Source organism: Nonomuraea recticatena (genome assembly GCF_039533245.1).
Classification (GTDB): domain Bacteria; phylum Actinomycetota; class Actinomycetes; order Streptosporangiales; family Streptosporangiaceae; genus Nonomuraea; species Nonomuraea roseola.
Map to the genome: position 1 here is coordinate 110,249 of NZ_BAAATE010000010.1, position 18,940 is coordinate 129,188.

At 71.5% G+C, this 18,940-nt stretch carries 17 protein-coding genes; 9 read left to right on the forward strand and 8 right to left on the reverse strand.

Features of this window, described 5'->3' with window-relative positions:
* Positions 1 to 71: 71 nt before the first annotated feature.
* The 3 genes from ABFX50_RS21070 to ABFX50_RS21080 form a co-directional block, all read right to left on the reverse strand.
* Positions 72 to 2,648, reverse strand: coding sequence for a Tex family protein (locus ABFX50_RS21070; protein ID WP_346148795.1), 2,577 nt, complete (start codon positions 2,646 to 2,648; stop codon positions 72 to 74).
* Between the two features lie 689 nt (positions 2,649 to 3,337).
* Complete coding sequence (locus ABFX50_RS21075) at positions 3,338 to 3,655, reverse strand: hypothetical protein (RefSeq protein WP_346148797.1); 318 nt, start codon at positions 3,653 to 3,655, stop codon at positions 3,338 to 3,340.
* A 72-nt stretch (positions 3,656 to 3,727) separates the two neighbouring features.
* Positions 3,728 to 4,657, reverse strand: coding sequence for an AraC family transcriptional regulator (locus tag ABFX50_RS21080; RefSeq protein ID WP_346148799.1), 930 nt, complete (start codon positions 4,655 to 4,657; stop codon positions 3,728 to 3,730).
* A 221-nt stretch (positions 4,658 to 4,878) separates the two neighbouring features.
* Here ABFX50_RS21080 and ABFX50_RS21085 point away from each other — a divergent pair, with 221 nt between their 5' ends.
* The 6 genes from ABFX50_RS21085 (at position 4,879) to ABFX50_RS21110 (ending at position 10,650) form a co-directional block, all read left to right on the forward strand.
* Positions 4,879 to 5,346, forward strand: coding sequence for an anthrone oxygenase family protein (locus ABFX50_RS21085; RefSeq protein WP_346148801.1), 468 nt, complete (start codon positions 4,879 to 4,881; stop codon positions 5,344 to 5,346).
* Positions 5,347 to 5,443: 97 nt separating this feature from the next.
* The gene (locus tag ABFX50_RS21090) at positions 5,444 to 7,075 is read left to right on the forward strand and encodes an ABC transporter substrate-binding protein (protein ID WP_183656988.1); all 1,632 of its coding nucleotides are present in this window, start codon (positions 5,444 to 5,446) and stop codon (positions 7,073 to 7,075) included.
* Positions 7,072 to 8,088, forward strand: a complete 1,017-nt coding sequence (locus tag ABFX50_RS21095) for an ABC transporter permease (RefSeq protein WP_183656990.1) — start codon at positions 7,072 to 7,074, stop codon at positions 8,086 to 8,088. Before ABFX50_RS21090 ends, ABFX50_RS21095 begins: the two co-directional genes overlap by 4 nt.
* Positions 8,085 to 8,933 carry an ABC transporter permease gene (locus ABFX50_RS21100; RefSeq protein ID WP_183656992.1) on the forward strand — a complete coding sequence of 283 codons (849 nt, stop codon included), beginning with the start codon at positions 8,085 to 8,087 and terminating at the stop codon, positions 8,931 to 8,933. The genes ABFX50_RS21095 and ABFX50_RS21100 overlap by 4 nt, the downstream gene beginning before the upstream one ends.
* Positions 8,930 to 9,790 carry an ATP-binding cassette domain-containing protein gene (locus tag ABFX50_RS21105; protein ID WP_346148806.1) on the forward strand — a complete coding sequence of 287 codons (861 nt, stop codon included), beginning with the start codon at positions 8,930 to 8,932 and terminating at the stop codon, positions 9,788 to 9,790. The genes ABFX50_RS21100 and ABFX50_RS21105 overlap by 4 nt, the downstream gene beginning before the upstream one ends.
* On the forward strand, positions 9,787 to 10,650 hold the full coding sequence (locus tag ABFX50_RS21110; RefSeq protein ID WP_346148808.1) for an ABC transporter ATP-binding protein: 864 nt from the start codon (positions 9,787 to 9,789) through the stop codon (positions 10,648 to 10,650). Before ABFX50_RS21105 ends, ABFX50_RS21110 begins: the two co-directional genes overlap by 4 nt.
* A gap of 137 nt (positions 10,651 to 10,787) precedes the next feature.
* Here ABFX50_RS21110 and ABFX50_RS21115 read toward each other — a convergent pair whose 3' ends face one another.
* Both ABFX50_RS21115 and ABFX50_RS21120 read right to left on the reverse strand, forming a co-directional pair.
* Positions 10,788 to 11,144, reverse strand: coding sequence for a DUF742 domain-containing protein (locus ABFX50_RS21115; protein ID WP_344840033.1), 357 nt, complete (start codon positions 11,142 to 11,144; stop codon positions 10,788 to 10,790).
* Complete coding sequence (locus ABFX50_RS21120; protein WP_346148810.1) at positions 11,137 to 12,996, reverse strand: sensor histidine kinase; 1,860 nt, start codon at positions 12,994 to 12,996, stop codon at positions 11,137 to 11,139. Before ABFX50_RS21120 ends, ABFX50_RS21115 begins: the two co-directional genes overlap by 8 nt.
* 223 nt (positions 12,997 to 13,219) lie before the next feature.
* Between ABFX50_RS21120 and ABFX50_RS21125 the strand changes: the two genes are divergently transcribed.
* Positions 13,220 to 14,791, forward strand: a complete 1,572-nt coding sequence (locus tag ABFX50_RS21125) for an ABC transporter substrate-binding protein (RefSeq protein WP_346148812.1) — start codon at positions 13,220 to 13,222, stop codon at positions 14,789 to 14,791.
* Between the two features lie 75 nt (positions 14,792 to 14,866).
* On the opposite strand, the gene ABFX50_RS21130 is transcribed toward ABFX50_RS21125, so the two are convergent.
* Complete coding sequence (locus tag ABFX50_RS21130; protein WP_183657008.1) at positions 14,867 to 15,031, reverse strand: hypothetical protein; 165 nt, start codon at positions 15,029 to 15,031, stop codon at positions 14,867 to 14,869.
* A 20-nt stretch (positions 15,032 to 15,051) separates the two neighbouring features.
* Between ABFX50_RS21130 and ABFX50_RS21135 the strand changes: the two genes are divergently transcribed.
* Positions 15,052 to 15,693: a hypothetical protein gene (locus ABFX50_RS21135; protein ID WP_346149029.1), complete on the forward strand. Its 642-nt coding sequence runs from the start codon at positions 15,052 to 15,054 to the stop codon at positions 15,691 to 15,693.
* Positions 15,694 to 16,001: 308 nt separating this feature from the next.
* Positions 16,002 to 16,880: an SGNH/GDSL hydrolase family protein gene (locus ABFX50_RS21140; protein WP_346148815.1), complete on the forward strand. Its 879-nt coding sequence runs from the start codon at positions 16,002 to 16,004 to the stop codon at positions 16,878 to 16,880.
* On the opposite strand, the gene ABFX50_RS21145 is transcribed toward ABFX50_RS21140, so the two are convergent.
* Both ABFX50_RS21145 and ABFX50_RS21150 read right to left on the reverse strand, forming a co-directional pair.
* Positions 16,877 to 17,962, reverse strand: coding sequence for an ABC transporter permease (locus ABFX50_RS21145; protein WP_346148817.1), 1,086 nt, complete (start codon positions 17,960 to 17,962; stop codon positions 16,877 to 16,879). The two genes, ABFX50_RS21140 and ABFX50_RS21145, sit on opposite strands and share 4 nt — an antisense overlap.
* On the reverse strand, positions 17,959 to 18,939 hold the full coding sequence (locus ABFX50_RS21150; protein WP_346148819.1) for an ABC transporter permease: 981 nt from the start codon (positions 18,937 to 18,939) through the stop codon (positions 17,959 to 17,961). The genes ABFX50_RS21145 and ABFX50_RS21150 overlap by 4 nt, the downstream gene beginning before the upstream one ends.
* Between the last annotated feature and the right edge of the window lies 1 nt (position 18,940).

An 18,940-nucleotide genomic window follows, 5' to 3' on the forward strand; every position in this document is an offset into this window, starting at 1 on the left:
GGCCAGGGCTAACGCGAGCAGGGCCTGGAAGGTGGGCGCCGCCATACGGGATCGGCGGCGCCCATCAGTCGTCAGTGGTCGTCGCCCGCCAGGCCGGCCTTGCGCAGAGCCTCCGCCAGCGCGCCCGTCGGGGCGGGGCGGCCCTGGCGGCGCTGTCCGCCGCCCTGGCGGCCGCCGTCACCCCTGCCGCCACCGTTCCCACGTCCGCCGTCGGACCTGCCGCCGTCAGCCCTGCCACCGTCAGAGCGACCACCGTCAGAGCGGCCGCCCTCACCGCGTCCGCCGCCGGAGCGGGTGTCTCTCCGACGGCCGTCGCCGGAGCGCCCGCCGGCCGTACGCCCGTCGCCCGAACGGCCGCCGGTCTGTCCATCCCCGGAGCGGCCACCGCCCGAACGTCCGTCGCCGGGACGGCCGCCGTCCGCACGATTCTCGCCCGGACCTCGAGCCCCGCGCTCACCGGCACCGGCGCCTCTGCCCTGGCGGGGACGGCCGTCGCCGCCCTGCGTGGCCTCGTCCTCAAGCCGCAGCGTCAGCGAGATGCGCTTGCGGGGGATGTCGACCTCGAGGACCTTCACCTTGACGATGTCGCCTGGCTTCACCACGTCGCGCGGGTCCTTGACGAACGTGCGCGACATGGCCGACACGTGCACCAGCCCGTCCTGGTGGACGCCGACGTCCACGAACGCCCCGAAAGCCGCGACGTTCGTCACCACGCCCTCGAGGATCATGCCCGAGGCCAGGTCGGAGAGCTTCTCCACGCCCTCCTTGAACGTCGCCGTCTTGAAGGCGGGACGCGGGTCGCGTCCGGGCTTCTCCAGCTCGCCCAGGATGTCGGTCACCGTCGGCAGGCCGAAGGTGTCGTCGACGAAGTCGGCGGGCCTGAGCGAGCGCAGCGTCGCGGTGTTGCCGATGAGCGACTTGAGATCGGCGCCCACCGAGCTCAGGATGCGCCGCACCACCGGGTAGGCCTCGGGGTGCACGCTGGAGGCGTCGAGCGGGTCGGCGCCGCCTGGAATGCGCAGGAAGCCCGCGCACTGCTCGAAGGCCTTGGGCCCGAGCCTCGGGACCTCCTTCAGCGCCGTGCGCGACCTGAAGGGGCCGTTGGCGTCGCGATGCTGGACGATGTTGTCGGCCAGCGTCGCCCCGATGCCCGACACGCGGGTCAGCAGCGGCGCCGAGGCGGTGTTGACGTCGACGCCGACCGCGTTCACGCAGTCTTCGACCACCGCGTCGAGCGAGCGCGACAGCTTGGTCTCGGCCAGGTCGTGCTGGTACTGCCCGACGCCGATGGACTTGGGGTCGATCTTGACGAGCTCGGCCAGCGGGTCCTGCAGGCGGCGGGCGATCGAGACCGCGCCGCGCAGCGAGACGTCGAGCTCGGGCAGTTCCTGCGAGGCGTATGCGGAGGCCGAGTAGACCGACGCGCCCGCCTCGGACACCACGATCTTGGTCACCCCCGGCATGTGCTTGACCAGCTCGCCTGCGAGCTTGTCGGTCTCGCGGGAGGCGGTGCCGTTGCCGATGGCGATCAGCTCGACGCCGTGCTTCTGGACCAGCGCCCCGAGGACGGCCAGCGACTGGTCCCACTGCCGCTTGGGCTCGTGCGGGTAGATGGTCGCGGTGTCGACGACCTTGCCGGTGGCGTCGACGACGGCCACCTTGACGCCGGTGCGCAGGCCGGGGTCGAGGCCCATCGTGGTGCGGGTGCCCGCGGGGGCGGCGAGCAGGAGGTCGCGCAGGTTGGCGGCGAAGACCCGCACCGCTTCGTCCTCGGCCGCCTGCCACAGCCGCATGCGCAGGTCGAGGCCCAGGTGGACGAGGATACGCGTGCGCCAGGCCCAGCGGACGGTGTCGTTCAGCCACTTGTCGGCGGGTCTGCCCTGGTCGGAGATGCCGAAGCGGGAGGCGATGCGCAGCTCGTACTCGGGACCCTCCTCGGGCTCCAGCGCGACCGAGAGGATCTCCTCCTTCTCGCCGCGGAACATCGCCAGGATCCGGTGCGAGGGCAGCTTGGTGAACGGCTCGCTGAAGTCGAAGTAGTCGGAGAACTTGGCGCCCGCCTCCTCCTTGCCCTCGCGCACGGACGAGACCGCCCTGCCGTTCGACCACATGCGCTCGCGCAGCGTGCCGATCAGGTCGGCGTCCTCGGCGAAGCGCTCGATCAGGATGGCGCGCGCGCCCTCGAGGGCGGCGGCCGCGTCGGCCAGCCCCTCGACGACGTAGGGGCCCGCGGTGGCGATCGGGTCGAGCGTCGGGTCGGCGAGCAGCGCGTCGGCCAGCGGCTCGAGACCGAGCTCGCGCGCGATCATGGCCTTGGTGCGGCGCTTCGGCTTGTAGGGGAGGTAGATGTCCTCCAGGCGGGCCTTGGTGTCGGCCGCGACGATCTGCTCCCTGAGCTCGTCGGTCAGCTTGCCCTGCGACGCGATCGACTCGAGGATCGCCGTGCGCCGCTCCTCGAGCTCACGCAGGTAGCGCAGCCGCTCCTCCAGCGTGCGCAACTGCGCGTCGTCGAGCGCGCCGGTGACCTCCTTGCGGTAGCGCGCGATGAACGGCACGGTCGCGCCGCCGTCGAGCAGGTCGACCGCGGCCTGCACCTGCCCGTCGCGTACGCCCAGCTCTTCCGCGATCCGCTGGTGAATAGAGAGCACTGATTCGCCTTTCGATGGTCCGCCGCTCAATTCTGCCGGACCGGGGGATGATGTTCTTCCTGTCTGCCGGGTGGTCGCTGTGTCTCCTCCTGTACGGCAAGCCCGTCCGGCGCCTCCGCCGGCCGCGTGGTGCCGTCCGCCGAGGGCGCGCGCCCAGCAGAACTTCGGTTCCCGCCGTCACGGCGAGCCTGAACCCGAAACCCTAAACCCAGGCACCGACGTTTTCGCCCCGGCCCCAAGGGCCGGCCGAGGAAAGGCCAGGACGAGGTCGGCCGGGGGGAGAGCCTCGCGGGGGTCGGCTGGAGGGGAGCTGCCGGGACACGGTCGGCTGGAGGGGAGCGGTCGGGCGGGTCGGGTGTGGGGGCGTGCCGCCGCCGGGGTGCGCGGTGGCGGCACGGGTCAGCGGGCGACGGCAGCCCCGGCCGGCGCCTGACACTCAGGGGCCGGGCAGGCGGGGCCCGAGCAGGCCGGGCAGGCGGGGTCCGACCAGGGCGCCGGCACCAGGTGGCCACGGTCGCGCCAGGTCACCGCGCTCCGGCCGCACCCGTTGTCGACGTGCCATGCCTCATAGGTGTGCTTCCACTCCGCATGGCACAGGGCGCAGCGGTGCGTCCATGTCTCCAGGACGACGCAGGAATCCTTCACTGTCTTGCTCCGATCATGTGGTGGTACGGCGGGCGCGGGCCCTGTCACGTACGCCACACGCACAGCAGCGTCCTGAGCGCCGTCTTCCGCACGCACGCGCGCGCGGCAGGCGTGGCCACCACGGGATCGTGCCGTCCGAGGAGGGAAGGCGGAGAAGGCCGCCGGACGGGAGGCGCGGTCCTCCTGGAGGCGTCGTCGGAGACGGGGAGCCGTTCGACGGCGACGTTCTCGCCCTCGGCGGTGAACGCCTCGGCGTACGCGGGGCCGAGCCCTCCGACCTGAACGGTCCAGGCGAGGGCCGCCACCACCACCCACAGCCACGCCCGACCGCCGGGGGACAGTCGGGACATCGCGATACTCACGCTGTGTAACCTCTCCGCGCCGAAGCGCAGAGAATCGTCGCACAGTGTAATATTCGTTCGACGTCAGGGGTGCTACACGGAGGTCAGGCGATACTCCTGGGGGCTCACTCCCCGCTCCCGTTTGAACGCCGTGCTCAGCGCGAACGCGCTGCCGTACCCCACTCTCCTGGCCACCGACCCCACGGTCGCGTCGGGCTCGCGCAGGAGGTCGGCGGCCATGGCCAGCCGCCACCCCGTGAGGTACGTCATCGGCGGCTCGCCCACCAGCTCGGTGAAGCGCCGCGCCAGCGCGGCGCGGGACACCCCGACGCGCTCGGCCAGCGTCGCCACGGTCCACGGGCTGGCCGGCTCGTTGTGCAGCACCCGCAGGGCGCGGCCCACGACCGGGTCGCTGTGCGCCTGGTACCAGGCGGGCGCGCCCGCCTCGGGACGGGAGAACCAGGCCCGCAGCGTGGCGATCAGCAACAGGTCGAGCAGCCGGTCGAGGAAGACCTCCTGTCCCGGCTGATCCTTGGCGATCTCGTCGCCGAGCAGCGTGAGCAGGGGGGAGTCGAGCGAGGGCACGACGAGGGAGGCGGGCAGGGCGAGCAGCAGACGCTGACTGATCTCGCCGCGCATCTGGTAGGTGCCACTGAGCATGGCGGTGGGGCCGTCCAGGCTCTCGCCCCAGGTGCGGACGCCCAGGTCCATGGAGGCGCACAGCTCCACCCCTTCGACCGTGGTGCTGCGCTCTCCCGGGTGGATGAGGATGGTGGGCTCGGTGCCGGGGGCGTCGGCCACGTTGTACGCCTCGGGGCCCCGCATGATCGCGACGTCGCCCGGACGCAGGCGCAGGGGGTCGCCGCGGTCGGGCAGGACCCACGCCTCACCGCGCAGCATCGAGACCAGCGTGAGCGGCGCGCGGTCGAGGATGCGGACCGACCACGGCGGTGTCATGATCGAGCGGAGCAGGAAGGCGCCGCGGGCGCGCGGGCCGTCGAGAAGTCCGGCGAGAGCGTCCATGAGCCGAAGCCTAGACGCTCGATGATGGGGCTGAGCGTGTGAGCCATGGCCCGTCTCGGTCGCCGCCGCCAAGCTGAGGACATGACAGATCTGGTCCTGGGCGGTGCCCGCACGATCGGGCGGCCGCTGGTCGGCGCCGGCTCGCGGAACGGCACGCCCCCCTTCGACCGGAGCGACGAGTGCGCCACGCGGGCGGCGGCGAGTGGAATGTGGAGTAGATCATGATGACGATGGCCTCGGCCGTGCTCAGTGTGCTGCTGCTGGGCGCGATGGCCGGACTGTTCTTCGCGTTCTCGACCTCGGTGATCCCCGGGCTCGACGCGATCGAGCCCGAGCGGGCCGTCGCGGCGATGAGGAGCGCCAACAGGAAGATCCTCAACCCGCTGTTCCTGCCGGTGTTCCTCGCGGCCAACGTCGCGCCGCTCGTGACGGGCGTCCTGCTCCTGACGCAGGGCCGCCCGTCGGCGGGCATCGCGTTCCTGGCCGCCGGAGGCGTCTACGTCGTGGGCGCCTTCGTGGTCACCATGGCGATCAACGTGCCGATGAACAACGCGCTCGAGGCGGGGACGGGCCCGGCCGAGCGGCTGTGGGCGGACTACTCGCCGGGCTGGCAGCGGTGGAACGTGATCAGGGGGCTGGCGAGCCTCCTCGCGCTGGGCGTCGCGGCGGCGGGCCTGCTGATGTGGTGATACTCGCGAAGGGGGAGGCGTAAGTAGATACGATCTTGCGCGTCGGGTGAAACCGGGCGAAAGGCCCGGATCACCGCCTACGAAAGGAACTCCCCCCATGCGCTGGCACAAGCGTCTGCTCACCGCAGGGGTCGTCGGCGCCGTGGCCATGACCGCTTCCGCGTGCGCGGGCGGCCAGGTCCGTGGCGCCAGCCAGCCCCCTTCGGCCCCCGCCACCCAGCCTGGCGCGAGCGCGAGCACGAGCGCGGCCCCCGCCGCCGTCAACGACAAGGCCTTCGTCTACGCGCCCAACCTCGACGTGGTCACCGACTGGGACCCCGCGACCTCGTACTCCAACGAGAACATCGCGATGCAGAACATCTACGAGTCGCTGACCCGCTACAACGCCGCGAGTCAGAAGCCCGAGCCGCGCCTGGCCACCGAGTGGAGCTCGGCCGACGGCGGCAAGGAGTGGACGTTCAAGCTGCGCGAGGGCGTGAAGTTCCACTCGGGCAACCCGGTCACCGCCGAGGCCGCCAAGAAGGCCATCGAGCGGACCATGAAGCTGAAGAGCGGCGCCGCCTACATCTGGGACGCGGTCAAGAAGATCGAGGCGCCCGACGGCGGCACGCTGAAGTTCACGCTGAAGTACGCCACCCCGCTCGACCTGGTCGCCTCCTCCGGCTACGCCTCCTACATCTACGACACCAGCGTGGTCGAGAAGGTGAAGGACGGCACGACCGACGCGGGCTCCGGCCCCTACACGATCGACACCTGGGCCAAGGGCAAGGAGACCGAGCTCACGCTCAAGGCGTTCGACGACTACTGGGGCGGTTGGAAGCCGGGGCAGTACAAGAAGGTGGCCTTCCGCGTGACGCCCGAGCTGACCACGGCGTGGCAGCTGCTGAAGAACGGCGAGGTCAACTTCGTCCAGCGGCTCAACCCGCAGCTGTTCGCGCAGGCGGGCTCCACCCCGGGGGTCCAGGCGACGCGGACGCCCTCCTTCCAGAACCTGATGCTGCTGTTCAACACCGAGAGCGGCCCGCTCAAGGACGTGAAGGTCCGGCAGGCGCTGCAGAAGGTCCTCGACTACGACGGCCTGGCCGCCGCTCTGGAGGGCGCGGGCGTGAAGGGCTCGGGCCTGGTGCCGCAGGGCCTGCTCGGCTTCACCCCCGGCCTGGAGCCGAAGCAGGACCTGAAGGAGGCGGCGGAGCTGCTGGCCGCCGCTGACTACGGGCCCGACCTCAACGAGCTGAAGCTCAGCCTCACCTACGCCCAGGGCGACGCCGACCAGCAGCTCATGGTCACGCTGCTGAGCTCGCAGCTGAAGAAGCTGAACGTCACCCTGCAGGCCAAGCCGATGCAGTGGAACGCGCAGTGGGACCTCGGCAAGAAGAAGGGCCAGGACATCTTCGTCATGTACTGGTTCCCCGACTACGCCGACCCCTACTCGTGGTTCGTCAACGTCTTCCGCAGCGCCGACCCCGTCTCCTTCAACCTCTCCTACCTCAAGGACGAGGCGATCGACAAGGCGATCGACGCGCTGCCCCAGCTGACGGCGACCGACAGGGCGGCGGCCGAGCAGTCCTACGCCGACCTGCAGAAGAAGATCATCGAGGAGAAGGCCGCCGTGGCGGTGCCGTACGTGCAGACCTACCAGCGCGCGCTGACGGCGGGCGTGCAGGGGTACGTCGACAACCCCGCCTACCCGAACGTCGTCTCCTTCTACGATCTGACGCTCGCCGGGTGATCGGGTATCTGACGCGCCGGCTCGGCCAGGCCCTCCTGGTCGTGGCCGGCGTCGTCACGCTCACGTTCGTCATCATGCGGCTGGTCCCTGGCGATCCCGCCGTCGCCTACGCCGGGCCCAAGGCGACGCCCGAGCAGCTCGCGGCCGCGAGCCGGCAGTTCGGGCTGGACCAGCCGCTCCACGTCCAGCTCTGGAACTACGTCAGGGACCTGGTCACCGGCGACTGGGGCACCAGCCTGCGCACCAGGCAGCCGGTCCGCGAGGACCTGTTCACCGCCTTCCCCGCCTCGCTGGAGCTGGTGGGCGCGGCCCTGATCCTCGCGATCGTGGTGGGGATCCCCGTGGGCGTCCTCGCCGCCCGTCACAAGGCGAGGCTGCCCGACCTCGGCGTACGGCTCGGCTCGATGCTGGCCGTCTCCGTGCCGGTGTTCTGGCTCGCGCTCACCCTGCAGACCGTCTTCGCCAGCCACCTCGGCTGGTTCCCTGTCGCCGGCGAGTACGACGCCTCGCTCGACACCACCAGCCCGCTCACGCTCTGGACCAACATCACGATCGTGGACGCTCTCATCACCGGCAACTGGCCCATCTTCACCAGCACGCTCGACCACCTCGTGCTGCCCGCGCTGGTCGTGGCCGCCTACCCGGCGGGCGTGATCGCCCAGATGACCCGCGCCGCGCTCATTGAGGAGTCAGGCCAGGAGCACGTACGGCTGGAGCGCGCCCTGGGCTTCGGCGAGACGACCATCCTGACCAGGTTCGCGCTGCGCCCCGCGCTCAACCCCGTCCTGTCGCTGATCGCGCTCGTCTTCGCCTACTCCCTGGTCAACGGCTTCCTGGTCGAGGCGGTCTTCAACTGGCCGGGTCTCGGCCGCTACGCCTTCAACGCGATCACCTCGGCCGACACTCCGGGCATCGCGGGCGTCACCCTGCTGGTCGCCGTGGTCTATGTGCTGGTCAACCTGGTCGTGGACCTGCTGCAGGGCGTCATCGACCCCAGGGTGAGGACGCGATGACCGTCGTCGAGCCGCGCAGGCGGCTGCCCAGGATGCCCGACCGCCTGGCCGCCTTCGGGGCCGTGCTGCTCGTGCTCATCGTGGCGTCGGCGCTCTTCGCGCCGTGGCTGGCGCCGTACGAGGAGAACGACCCGAGGCCGCTCGACAAGCTGCTCGAGCCCAGCTCCTCGCACTGGTTCGGCACCGACCACGTGGGGCGCGACATCCTCACCCAGATCCTGTACGGCGGGCGCACCTCGCTGGCGATCGCCGCTGCCGTGCTGGCCGTCTCGGCGCTGGTGGGCGTCACGCTCGGCGTCGTGGCCGGATACGCGGGCGGCTGGATCCGCGACGTGATCATGCGGATCACCGACATCTTCCTGGCCTTCCCCGCGCTGCTGCTCTCGCTCGCGCTCGCCGTCGTGCTGCAGCCCAGCGTGACCACGGTGATCCTGGCGATCGCGGTGACCTGGTGGCCGTGGTACGCCCGCCTGTCGGCCTCGGTGGCCGCCTCGGTGTCCACCAGGAGCTACGTCGACGCGGCCCGCTGCCTGGGCGTGCCCGCGCCGGTGATCGTGTGGCGGCACGTGCTGCCGAACTCGATCACGCCCGTCCTCGTGCAGCTCTCGCTCGACGCCGGAGGGGTGATCCTGACCGCGGCAGCCCTGTCCTACCTGGGGCTGGGCGCTCACGAGCCGACCGCCGAGTGGGGGCTGATGGTGCAGCAGGGCCAGGCCCTCTTCACCACGAACTGGTGGGTGGTCACCTTTCCTGGCCTGGCCATCCTGGTGACCGCGTTCGCCTTCAACGTGCTCGGCGAGGGACTGCGGAGCGCGCTCGACCCGCGAAGGACGGTGATCAGGTGATCAGGGTGCGGGATCTGCGCGTCGCCTACGGCGACAGGGTCGTGGCCGAGGTCCCCGAGCTGGACGTGGGGCGCGGCGAGTGCGTGGCGATCGTGGGGGAGAGCGGTTCGGGCAAGTCCACCACCCTGCTCGCGCTGCTCGGCCTCACCGAGGGCGCCCGCGTGTCGGGCGAGGTGTCGGTGTGCGGGGTGGACGTCATGAAGGCGCGGCCCCGCGCGCTGCGTGCCGTACGCGGCGCCAAGGCGGCGCTGGTCATCCAGTCCCCGCAGGCGGCGCTCTCCCCGACGACCAGGCTCGGCGTCCTGATGCGCAGGGCGCTGCGACTCCACGGCGTCACGGGTGGTCCTGGCTCCACGGGCGGCCCCAGCCTGACGGGCGGCCCCGACTCCACGGGCGGCCCCGACTCCACGGGCGGTCCCGGCTCCATGGGCGGTCCCGGCTCCATGGGCAAGGGGTCGCGCGGGATCGACGCGGTGATGGCCCAGGCGTGCGAGGCGGTGCTGCTCGACCCGGCGATCCTGCGCCGCTACCCGCACGAGATCTCCGGCGGGCAGGCCCAGCGGTTCGCCATCGCCATGGCCATCGCGCTGGGCGCCGAGGTGATCCTGGCCGACGAGCCCACCAGCGCGCTCGACGTCACCGTCCAGGCCGAGGTGGTCGGCGTGCTGCGCGGGCTGCGCGAGGAGCGGGGCCTGGCCGTCCTGCTCGTCTCCCACGACCTCGCCCTGGTCTCCACGATCGCCGACCGCGTGCTCGTCATGAAGGACGGCGTGGTCGTGGAGGCGGGCCCCGCCCGCCACGTGCTGCGCGACCCCGACCATCCCTACACCCGCGAGCTGCTGGAGGCGCTCCCATGATCCTGCGCGCCGACGGCGTCACCCTCGGGTACGGCGGCCGCCCCGTCGTCCACGACGTCACACTCGACATCACCGAGGGGGGCGTCGGCCTCATCGGGGAGTCCGGCTCGGGCAAGACCACGCTGGCCCGCGCCTTCCTCGGGCTGCTCAGGCCCATGAGCGGCACGATCGCCTTCAACGGCAAGGACCTGCGCAAGGTGGGCATGAAGGCGTTCAGGAAGGCCGTGCAGCCGGTCTTCCAGGCCGAGTCGCTCGACCCCAGGATGTCGGTGGCCCGCTCCATCGCCGAGGGAAGCCGCGACAGAGCCGCGGTGCCCGCGCTGATGGAGCAGGTCGGGCTCGACCCTGCCCTCGCCGCGCGCAGGCCCCACCAGCTCTCCGGCGGCCAGCGTCAGCGCGTGGTCATCGCCAGGGCCCTGGCCGTCCGGCCGGAGCTGCTCATCCTCGACGAGCCGACCAGCGCGCTCGACGTCACCGTCCAGGCGAGGATCCTCGAGCTGCTCGAAGGGCTCGAGGCCGAGCGGCTGCTCATCACCCACAACCTGGCGGTGGTGGAGCGGCTGTGCCGTACCTCTCATGTGCTGTTCGCCGGCAGGGTCGTCGAGTCGGGGCCGACGGGCGAGCTGCTGCGGCGGCCCGCGCACCCCTACACGCTGGCGTTGCGCGACGCCGTGCCGAGGCTCGGAGGGCAGCCGCCGGTGGCGAGGGGGAGGACGGAGGCGGCCCCTGCGAGCGAGGGGTGCCCGTTCAGGCTGCGCTGCCCGCTGGCCTTACCGGAGTGCGAGAGCGCCCCCGAGCCGCGCGAGGTGGCCGGCAGGAAGGTCGCCTGCCACCGGGCCGAGCTCGTCCTCAGTGCCTGATGGTCGCGCCCGCTTCGGTCCTCGTTGGCTCGTGCCTCGCTCTCTCGGCCCGAGCTCCTGCGCTCAGTGTTTGATGGTCGCGCCCGCTTCGGTCCTCGTTGGCTCGTGCCTCGCTCTCTCGGCCCGAGCTCCTGCGCTCAGAGGGCTCGCAGCCCGTTGATCACCTCCAGCATCACCTTCGCGTCGGGCGCGGGAGGCGGCTTCTCGACCTCGACCAGCTTCTGCGCGTGCAGGTCGCCGACCAGCACGCGCACCACGCCGATGGGCAGGTTCAGCTCGGCGGCCACGTCCACCAGACGGGTGGGCTTGGTGCACTGCTGCAGAATGATCAGGTGTTCGGGGTTCAGCCCCACGGGCATCGCGAGACCGCCCGCCGTGATGATCACGGCGATGAGGTCGATGGCCTCGCTCGCGGGCACGGTGCGACCACGCGTCAGCAGGTAGGCGGGGACGATAGGACCTGCGTCCTCGTCCAGCCAGCGCTCCTCAGTCACTGGTCACCACCCGCATCCGCCGGGCAGGCTCGGGGTCGTGCTCCTGCGGGGCATCGCTCTCCTCCTCCGAGCTTGTTCGCTCGGAGACGAGTTCTCCTGGGATCAGCACGATGGCGGTGGTCCCTCCATATGGCGAACCGCGCAACGTCACGCGGATGTCATGCCTGGCGGCCAGGCGGGCGACGACGAACAGGCCGAGCCTGTCGCTGTCGGCGAGATCGAACTCCGGCGGGTTGGCCAGCCGCTCGTTGAGATCGGCCAGCTCCTCCTCGCTCAGCCCGAGGCCCCTGTCCTCCACCTCGATCGCGAACCCGTGGGCGGCGAGCTCGCCGCGGACGGTGACCGCGGTGTGCGGAGGGGAGAAGACGGTGGCGTTCTCGATGAGTTCGGCGATCAGGTGGATGACGTCCCCCACCACGGGCCCCGCCAGCGAGTGGTCGGGCATGGGGGAGACGCTCACCCTGGTGTAGTCCTCCACCTCGGCGGACGCGCCGCGGACGACGTCGTGCAGCGGGACGGGCTTGCGCCAGCCACGCCCCGGGACGGCGCCCGACAGGATGATCAGGCCCTCGGCGTGACGGCGCATCCTGGTGGTGAGGTGGTCGAGGCGGAACAGGTCGTCCAGCGCCTGCGGGTCGGTGGCGGTGCGCTGCATGCCGTCCAGCTGGATGCGCTGGCGGTGCAGCAGTGTCTGGCTGCGCCTGGCCAGGTTGCGGAAGACCTGGCCGACGCCCGCCCTCAGCTTCGCCTCGCCCACGGCCGCCTCGACGGCGGTCTGCTGGACGGTGGCGAAGGCCTTGCCGACGTCCTGGATCTCGGCCGTCCTGCCCGGCACGGTCAGCGCGGGCACCTCGACCTCCTCGCCCTGGCGCAGCTTGCGCACCACCTGCGGCAGCCTGGACTCGGCCACCTCAAGGGCGGCCTGGCGCAGCGTGCCCAGCTCCCTGGACAGCCTGTTGCCCATCCGCAGCGAGATCACGATCGAGACCACCACCACGACCAGCCCGGTGCCCGCCAGCACCAGCGCCCGCACGAGCACCGCGTCGGCGACCGGCTCGGCGCGCTCGGACAGCAGGATGCTGGCGCTGTTCTGCGCCTCCTGGATGGTGGTGGCCAGCGCGTCGGAGGCGGTGGGCCAGTCGGCGGGCGCGTGGCCCGCGATGATCTGCTCCTCCATGATCCGCAGCCGCTGGTAGGCGGGCGAGGTGATGATGCCCACCTGGATCTCGCGCAGCGGCGCGTCCAGCTCGGCGAGGGCCTGGTCGATGAGGAAGCGGCGGTTGCCGACGAGCTGGGTGAAGAGCTTGCGCTCCTCCTCGCCAGGATCGCCGACCGCGATCGCCTGCTCCCTGGTCAGCAGCTCCTTGGCGTACCCGAGGTTGATGACCAGGCGCGACTGCTCGTAGATCGGGATGTCGTCGATCAGCGCCACGCTGCGCTGCAGGCCGAAGAGCGCGTCGGAGATCGCGTTGTAGGCCTCGATCGTGGGCAGGATCGGCGACAGGCCCGCGTCGATCTCACCCCTGATCCCCTCGAGGTGCGCCAGCTGCGTGAGCACCGTGTCGATCTCCGTACGGACGGCGGGCGTGGACGAGCCGCGCGAGAGCTCCGACAGCTGACGGAAGCGCTCCCTCGCGGTGTCGGTCCTGGCCCGCTGGGTGTAGGCCGCGGCCTGCTCGTCGGCGGTCGCGCGGTCGACGACCAGCGACGCCGAGGACAGGCGTTCGCGCTGGAGCTCACTGATCAGCTTGCTCGCCGGCAGGCGCAGGTTGGTCCAGCGCTCCTTGTACGAGCGAAGTTCGAGGCTCTCCCCTGCTGTCACCGCGACGATGATGACCCATAGAGTGACCATCGAGACAAGCGGGACCAACAGTAGGCCGACGATCTTCACCCTGATCGTGCGGCTTCGGGCCATGGCACCTCACTCCGGTCGGTCCCTGGCATCGGAACCCCGGATTGGGACACAGGAGAGCCTAGCAATAGGCCCACACAATTTCCCGATTTTTCGGGATTTTCGGCGCTGTTTCGTGATCTTGCAGTAAGTTCACCACAAGATCGGGGAGTGGGGGAGACAGATGCGCCGTCGGCTGATCGCGGCCGCGCTCACGCTCCTCCTGGCCGGCTGCTCGGGCCAGCAGGCGCAACAGGCGCGGCAGGAGCCGCCGCCCGCCAAGGAGTCCACGTTCGTCTACGTGGAGAACCTCGGCGTGGTCACCGACTGGGACCCTGCCAGCTCGTACTCCAACGAGATCATCGCGATGCAGAACGTCTACGAGTCGCTGACGGTCTACAACCCGGTCACCAAGAAGGCGGGTCCTCGCCTGGCCACCTCATGGCGCGCCAGCTCCGACGGCAGGACCTGGACGTTCACCCTGCGCTCCGGCGTCACCTTCCACACGGGAAGGCCGCTCGACTCCGCCGCGGTCAAGGCCTCGATCGAGCGCACCATGCGCTCCAAGAGCGGGCCGTCCTACATCTGGAACGCGGTCGAGAGCATCAGGGCCGTCGACCCGCTCACGGTCACCTTCACGCTGAGGTACGCCGTGCCGCTCGATCTCGTCGCCTCCTCCGGCTACGCCGCCTACATCTACGACACCGCCGCCTCCACCGACCTCAAGGCCTGGTTCGCCGCGGGACGCGACGCAGGCACCGGGCCCTACACGGTGGCCAGCTGGCAGAAGGGCAAGCGCGACGAGCTCACGCTCAAGGCGTACCGGCCCTACTGGGGCGGATGGGACAGGCCCCACTACACCAGGGTGAAGTACATCGTCATCCCCGACCACAACGAGGCGTGGCAGCGGCTGCTGCGCGGCGAGGCCAGCTTCGTGCACCGGCTGAACCCCGCCCTCTACCGCAGGGCGGCCAGGACCGCCGGGGTGCGCACGGCCGAGATACCGTCGTTCCAGACCGCGATGCTGCTCTTCAACACCGCCTCGGGACCGCTGACCGACGTGCGGATCCGCAGGGCGCTGCGCAAGACCATCGACTACGACGGCACGCTGAGGGCCCTGCGCGGAGCCGCCTCGCCCGCTACGGGGGTGATCCCCGAGGGACTGCTCGGCCATCTGCCCGACCGCAGACCCAAGCAGGACCTCCAGGGCGCCACGCGGCTGCTGGCAGCCGCGGGGTACGGCCCCGGCGGGCGCAACCTGCGCCTCACCCTCACCTACGCCCAGGGCGACGAGGACCAGCGCGTCTTCGTCCAGCGCCTGGCGGCCACGCTCGAACCGCTCAACGTCACGCTCGTGGCCAGGGCGATGCCGTGGGAGGCGCAGTGGGCGCGCGGCAAGACGCGGGGGCAGGACATCTTCCTGATGTACTGGTGGCCCGACTACGCCGACGCCTACTCGTGGTTCACGAACGTGTTCAGGAGCGCGGAGAAGGTCGAGTTCAACCTGACGTACCTGAAGGACCGGGTCGCGGACGGGCTGATCGACACCCTTCCCGAGCTGACCGTCACCGACAGGGCGGCGGCGCAGCGGGCGTACGCGCGGCTGGACCGCCGGCTGCTTGAGGTGCAGGCGGCGGCCGCGGTGCCGTGGGTGGTCAACTACCAGCGCGCCTACCTGGGCGGCATCCAGGGCTACAACGACAACCCGGCCTACCCCGACGTCGTCTTCGCCTACGACCTCCGCCCCGCGGGCTGACCCTTCCGGTGATCCTTCGTCCGCAGAGGAGGATCAGCGCGGGATCAGCGAGGGAGACGGTCAAGACGCACCCCTTCAGGTCTGCTGCGGCGGGTTCTCGACGCGTTCGCGCAGGCGGCTACGGATCTCCTCCGGCGTGTAGGCACGGCGGCGGCGTTCGGCGCGGGCCATGACGACGCCGGTCGCGGCCACGCCCGCCATGCCCGCAAGGCCCAGAATCTTCCACCACTTCGTGCGCATGTGCCTAGGGTAGTGCTGTGCTGACTCTTGACGAGGCCGTGAATCTCACTCGCACAGGCGATCTGTGGGTGTTCAGGGGGCGTTCGGTACCCGACAGGGCCATCCAGACCGTGACCAACAGTCCGGTCAACCACGTGGGCATGTCGATCGTGATCGACGACCTGCCGCCGATGATGTGGCACGCCGAACTCGGCAAGTCGCTGCTCGACCTGTGGTCGGGCACCCACCAGCGCGGGGTGCAGCTGCACGACCTGCGCGAGGCGGTCACCGTGTGGGGCCAGAGGTACGGCCAGCGCGGCTGGCTGCGTCAGCTCGAGCCGCAGGCGACGCAGGAGATGGAGGACGCCGCGCTGCGCACGGTCGCCAGGCTCGACGGCACGCCGTTCCCCTCGACGGCGCGGCTGGCGGGGCGCTGGCTGCGCGGCAGGGTGCCGAGGCTGCGCAGGAAGGCGGCGGCGAAGGAGGGCGAGGCGACGCTGGAGCGCGCCTACTGCGCCGAGGTCGTCGCGGTGACCTACGAGGAGATGGGCCTGCTGCAGGCGGGACGCAGGCCCAACTGGTACGACCCCGGCAAGTTCTGGAGCGGCGACGACCTCGACCTGTCGGAGGGCTACCGGCTGGGCGGCGAGATCACCGTGGCCGTCCCGCTGACGGCGAGCTGAGCCGAGGGGGGCGCCGACTGACGTCGGGTTGACCCGACGCGGCGGTGACCGACGTCCGGGCTGGGCCGAGGCGGCGTCGTCCGGCGGTCGGCTGAGCGGAGGCGGCGTCGTCCGGCGGTCGGCTGAGCGGAGGTGGCGGCGACGCAACGGCGGTCCGCACGGAGAGGTGATCGGCGAGGCAGCGCTCGGCCAGGACTCCGCCATGAGCGCGCAAGGAGCGCGCGGTCGCCTGGATCCGAGGCCCGCGCCCGCGCCACAGTGCGTCCCTGGACGCGCCGCGCATGGCGGTCCTGGCCGAAAGGGACTCGATGCTCCGTTCCACCGTCGTGCTCTCCTCCGCCGTGCTCGTGGCGCTCGTGGGGACCACGCCCTCTTCCGCGCGGCCCGCCGCGGCGCCCGGCGATGTCTACGTGGCGCTCGGCGACTCGGCCGCCGCGGGGCCGCTCATCCCGAACCAGTCGCTCGCCCAGCCTGGCTGCCTGCGCTCGAACCGCAACTATCCCTCGCTCACCGCCGCGTCCCTGGGCGTCACCGTCTTCAGGGACGCCTCGTGCTCGGGCGCGACCACCGAGGACATGTACGAGGGGCAGGTCACGCCCGCGGGCACGGTGCCCCCGCAGCTGGAGGCGGTGACCGAGGACACCACCCTGGTCACCCTGCAGATCGGCGGCAACGACCTCAGGCTCACCGAGCTCGTCGTGCAGTGCTTCAACCTGCTGCCGCTCGTCGCCGACCCCTGCGCCGACGACGAGCCCGAGGACGGCGAGAACGGCTGGCAGGCCAGGATCCAGGCCCTCGCGCCCAGACTGGAAAGGCTCATCGGCCGCGTCGCCGGACGGGCGCCCATGGCCAGGATCTTCGTCGTGGGATACGCGACCTACCTGCCGAGGGGCGGCTGCTACCCGCGCGTGCCCGTGCTCGGCGAGGACGCCACGTGGGTCCAGGGTCTCATCACCCGCGTCAACCGCGTGCTCGCCGAGCAGGCGGTCGCGAGCGGCGCCACCTATGTCGACCTGGAGACGCCGAGCGCCGGTCACGACGCGTGCGCGGCCAGAGGCGTCCGCTGGATCGAGGGGTACGTCCCCACCTCGCGCGCCATGCCCTTCCACCCGAACGCCGCGGGCATGCGCGCCTTCGCGGACGTGGTCACCGCCGCGATCGAGGCCCAGAGTCGCGCCCTGCTCTAGGTGAGGGCGCGGCGAAGGCGCCAGGTGCCCAGGGCGAACAGGACCAGCGCCAGCCCCGTCAGCACGCCCAGCTGGGGCAGCACGTCGACGAGACCGGCGTCGTGCCGTACCAGCTGGGCGAAGGCGTCGTATCCCCAGGCGTGCGGGGTCAGGTGCGCGATGGTCCTCAGCGTCGGGTCGAACGACTCCAGCGGGACCGTCCCTCCGCCCAGCGCCGACAGCCCGAGGCCCAGGATCATGGCGAGGGAGATCGGCGGTCCAGGCGTCTTGAACGAGGCGCCGAGCAGCATGGCGGCGCCCGCGCCCACCAGGGAGAAGGCCAGCAGGGTCGCGACCGCGCCGAGAGGGTCGCCCCAGTCGACGCCGAACAGCAGGGCCGAGCCGGCCATGATGAGCGCCCCCTGCACCAGCGCGATCGCGACGCGGCCGAGCGCCTCCCCGGCGATCACGGTGCCGACCCTGGTGGGCGAGGCGTGCACGCGCCTGGAGACACCCAGCGCGCGCGTCTCCACCAGGCCGAGCGCGGCGGTGAGCGAGGTGAGGAAGGTGAACAGGAGCAGCAGCGGAGGCGCTGAGATGGCGAAGGCGCTGAGACCCTCGGGAAAGACGGCCCTGCCCGCGGTGCTCACCGTGACCGTCGCCGTGGGCGACACGCCGAGGACGCGGGCCGACTCCTGCCTGACCACCGAGCGCACCCATGTGCCGACGTCGTGGCTCCTCAGGTCGGTCTGCCTGATCAGGTAACGGACCGCGGCCGTGCGGCCGGCCGCGAGCGACGCGTCGTAGGAGGCGGGAAGCACCAGTCCCGCGTGTACCTCGCCGCGCTCCACCGCCGTCCTGAGCGCCGCCTCGTCGGCCGCGCGGGTGACCGTCACGCGGGTCCCCGAGCCGAGCGCGGTGACCAGGCGCTCGGCCAGCTGCTCCTGGGCGGCGACCACGCCGAGCCTGAGACCGTCCTGACCGCCGAAGAGCTGACCGAGCACCAGGATCAGCAGGAAGGGGGCGAGGAGCACGAAGAACACGTTGGTCCTGTCCCTGGCGAGCCTGAGCAGGCCGACCTGGGCAATCAGCAGCACCTTCATGCTCTCACCAGCTTTGCCGCGAAGGGGAGGGTGAGCGCGGCGACCCCGAGCAGCACCGCGAGGGAGGGCAGGGGGGACGCGCCGCCGTGCAGGTCGGCGAGGCCGCGCAGGAACCAGTGGTGCGGGGTGAGCTGGACGAACCACGAGCTCACGGGGAAGAACGAGCCGCCGAGCAGGCCGAAGGCCGTGGCCATGACCGACTGCCAGGTGGCGGCCTGCTCGGCCGTCCTGGCGAAGGAGGCCACGAACGCGCTGAGCCCCATGGCGGCCAGCACGCAGGCCACGCACAGCGCCGCCACGCCTGCAGGGTGACCCCAGCGGGCGCCCATGAGCAGGCTGGTGGCGCCGACCAGCACCGCCATTCCCGCCAGGGCGGCCAGCAGGCCACTGAGCAGCTTGCCCGCCGCCACGCTCGCCCTCGGCACCGGGGCGGCCAGCAGGCGGGCCAGCGTGCCGGCGCTCCGCTCGGCGTACAGCCCCGTGAAGCCGAACAGCACGGCGAAGAACATGAAGAACACCGCCGAGCCGGCCGCGTAGTGGGTCGCGGGGTCGAGCTCGCGGGTGGCGGCGGTGGCGTCCTCGACGATCTCGATCGGCGGCGGGCCCCGCAGTGGCAGCGCGGCGGACTCGGCGATCTCGCGGGCCACCTGGACGGCGATCGGCGCGTCGACGCTGCCGATCACGTGGATGGAGCCAGGGCCCGTCACGAACACCGCGTCCAGGCGGCCGCGTTCGACCAGATCGCGCGCCTCCTGCTCGGAGGCGACGGGGACGACGGGCGGGAGCGCGGGCGACGAGGGGAAGGGGGAGGCGCCGACGGCGCCGTAGCGGGCGGCGACCGGCCCCTCGGAGCCCCCGATGACGAGGTCGAACATGAACGCCATCCCGAGCGGCAGCACGATCGCGAAGACCAGCAGCGTGCTGTCCTTCGAGCGGCGGCGCAGGTCCTGGGCGAGGATGAGCAGCATCGCGCGCATG